Origin of the sequence: Rhodococcus sp. SMB37 (genome assembly GCF_004345605.1) — a bacterium.
Lineage (GTDB): Bacteria > Actinomycetota > Actinomycetes > Mycobacteriales > Mycobacteriaceae > Rhodococcus.
In genome coordinates this window covers 1-2,968 of the sequence record NZ_SLVY01000042.1, presented here as the reverse complement: position 1 = coordinate 2,968, position 2,968 = coordinate 1, and the positions used below count along the sequence as shown (strand labels likewise).

The following is a 2,968-nucleotide window of genomic DNA, read 5'->3' as shown; positions in this document are numbered from 1 at the left end:
CATTGACCGGCTAATCGTGCCCCAGATCGCGGCCATCGCGGTCGGAATGGTTCATCGCCGGCGTGGCGGACTACGGCGAAGCCGTCGCAGTTGCTCCTCGTGTCGGGTGACGCTGCCGGCAAGCTCTTCAACGACGATGCGCAGGTGCGCGACCTCGGTGGCCAGACCGGTCAAAGTGCGAGCCTCGGTTTGCCGGGTGCGGTGTTCGTCGACGACAGCTCGCAACTGAGTGTTGCGGTAGAGCGTCGCCCGACCGACCCGGGCGCGTTCGGCGACGGCAGTGAACGTGATCGGCTCGCCCACGGCGGCGAGCTCAACGCAGACCTGCTCGACCCTGACCAGGGCATTCTCGCTCATCCGGCCGCCGATTCGGAGATCAACACGTCGAGTCGGGACACCAGAGCGCGATGCCGCTCCGCCTCCTCGATCCAGCCCCGCTTCTCCGCATCATCGGCGAGGTCCCGGGCGTCGACGCGTTGCGCTGAAAGGACAGCGAGGTGAGTGGAGTCGGTATGGAAACTCGGACAATGCTCGCAGATGTTGGCATACGGGCAGGAGCCTTGCGCGGGTGCCCGCAGGCAATACCCGCCGGCCAGCCGCGATTTGATCGCTGGCGCGTCTTTCCACCCGCCGTCGCCGGTGACGTCGGTCAGCGGGAGCTGGGTGCGGCCTGCGGGAATCGGCCCGATGTGGCTCTTCGCCAGGTTCAGAGCACGTTCGTATTCGCTGCGCACCGTGGCATCGAACAGGTGCGCGTAACGCAGACTCATCTGGGTCGACACGTGTCCGAGCAGGGCCATCAGGGCTTGCAAGGACACGCCGGCGTTGATCAACGCCGTGGCGTAGGTGTGCCGGAGTTGGTGCGGGGTGATGTGCCCCAACCCGGCCTCGGCGGCAGCCCTGTTCAACTCTTGCCGTACTGCGCTCTGCGAGAGTCGTTTTCCGTGATGAGTAAACAGGAAATCGGCGGGAGCACCGGTCCGGGGATGGCGGAGCGGCCGGCCGGGTGAGCGGGTGGCGGTGATGCGGTCGACGAGGGTGAGGACTTCCTCGTCGACGGGGATCATCCGTTCGGAGTCGAGTTTGCCGAGAGGAACTTTCAGCCAGGATCCCTGTCCGGGGATTTCGTGGATGCAGTCGAGCTCGAGGTCGAGGAGTTCCCCGATCCGCAGCCCGCATGCGCGCTGCACGAGCAGTGCATCGGCGGCGAGTCGGTATGTCGAATTCGACAGTGCTGCTGTGAGTTTACGATCCGCATCGACGGGTAGATATCGAGGCAGGACGCGTTGTGCACGAGGCAGATCAGCGCGGAAGATCAACTTCCGTGGTGGTGCATCGTCCCAACCCCATTCGGTGATCTCGGCGAGGAAATTGCCGACCGCGTGGACGCGTCGGATCCGGTCTGCGACGGTGATCGGCTCACCGGTGACACTGTTGACGGTGGTGGTCAGCGATGTGATGAACGGTTCGATGTGTCGGCGCCGATCCAGTGCGGCCAACGAGACGATATCGGGGTCGACGGCGGCGAGGTAGCGGCCGAAATGTGCCAGCCGGGTGGCCAGGCTGCTGACCGTCTTGGGAGTGCAGGTGGCGCGTTTGCGGTGCAGGTAGGCCACGAACGCCGGCCGCAGCGCAGAGGGAACATCGGCCATCCGCTCCTCGAGGGAAAGTGGAGTGACCGCCGGTCGTGCTTCACTGTCGAGGATCCCCAGGTGGAAGAGGATCTGGCGGGCACTGTGAGTGGTGGCGCGATAGTGCTTGGCTCCTCGACCGGTATGCATCTGGCGAATATCACACGCGTGCAATAGGTCCTGCAGATCACTTTCGCGCAGATCTGCCAGAGGGAGTCCGGTCTGGATCAATAGCCTGGCGATGATCTGCGAGCCGATGGCGGACGCGACGCGCTGGCTGAATCCCAATTCGCTTGCTGCGCCGATGAACTGATTCAAATCCGGTTCGAGGCAGCTGTCGGTCAATTCGTGCCAGAGACTCGACAATTTGCGGTGGACGAGGTAGTCGTAGCCCGGCTGCAGCCGTCGGCTGACCATCAGGAATGTGATGAACGGGCGGGTCGAGCAGTTCGCCGCCAATCGTGTGTCGAGTGGCAGGTCTGCCCACCGCCCGACCTGCGGCCAGCGCCTCAGGAACGAGCGAGCGGCCTGGGTGTAGGCGGTGTTGCCGCGGCCGCGCCGCTGCAGGTGGACCAGATAGGCGGCGTAGACGTCCGCCGGCCTCTCACTCTCAGGTGCGGGTGCGTAGTCGTGTGCGGGCTGCATCGAATTCCGCCTTGACGTGGGTGGGTGTCAGATGGATATAGCGGGCTGTGGTGTCGACGTGCGCGTGCCCGAGCAGTGCCTGCATCACTGCCAGATCGACACCGGCTTCGGCCATCGCGGTGCCGAAGGTATGTCGAAGTGCATGCGGATGTCCTGCGGGCACTCCCGATTTGATGCGGTGGTAGCGGAAGATGGTCCGCAAACCGGCTGGGGTCAACGGCTGCCCCCGGTTCGGGCCTTTCGCGACGAGGAACAGGCGGGTGCTCGTCGATTCGGGGCGTTCGGTGAGCAGATACGTTTGGATCAGCCCGGCGACTTCCACATCGAGTGGCACCCGGCGTTCCTTGGCGCCTTTGCCGAAGATCCGTATCCAGCGGGCACCGATGTCGATATCGGTGACGTCGAGGGTGAGGATCTCTCCAGATCGTAAGCCGGAGAGCAACATCAGGCCAGCGATGGAGCGGTCTCGCCACGTCCGTAGGCTGGAGAGCAGATCCGCTGTTTCACGACGGTCGAGCGGGCGTGGTAGTCGGCGGGGTTCCCGCAGGCGTAGCGCCGATCGGCGTTTGGGCCGGACGAGGTGGCCGAGTAGACCGTCGCGTTCTTCGGCGCTGACTCTGCGGGCTTCCCGTCCGCTGGGGATCGGGTTGCGCAGCTCGGGTTCGCGCAGCGTGCGGAAGGTGAATAGCCCG

3 protein-coding genes are annotated in these 2,968 nt (G+C 64.8%); all 3 read right to left on the bottom strand.

Going from position 1 to position 2,968, the window contains the following annotated elements:
• Positions 1-51: 51 nt before the first annotated feature.
• Positions 52-357, bottom strand: coding sequence for a DUF6262 family protein (locus EV641_RS29030; protein WP_042449101.1), 306 nt, complete (start codon positions 355-357; stop codon positions 52-54).
• Entirely contained in the window at positions 354-2,276 is a 1,923-nt protein-coding gene (locus tag EV641_RS29025; RefSeq protein WP_132476964.1) for a tyrosine-type recombinase/integrase, read from the bottom strand. Before EV641_RS29025 ends, EV641_RS29030 begins: the two co-directional genes overlap by 4 nt.
• On the bottom strand, positions 2,242-2,968 hold a 727-nt coding region (locus EV641_RS29020), incomplete at its 5' end, for a tyrosine-type recombinase/integrase (protein WP_132476962.1). The genes EV641_RS29020 and EV641_RS29025, both read right to left, overlap by 35 nt.

What these genes read in the sequence shown, in the direction of transcription:
- EV641_RS29030 (WP_042449101.1), bottom strand. Translation starts at nt 357, where the DNA reads ATGAGCGAGAATGCCCTGGTCAGGGTCGAGCAGGTCTGCGTTGAGCTC.
- EV641_RS29025 (WP_132476964.1), bottom strand. Translation starts at nt 2,276, where the DNA reads ATGCAGCCCGCACACGACTACGCACCCGCACCTGAGAGTGAGAGGCCG.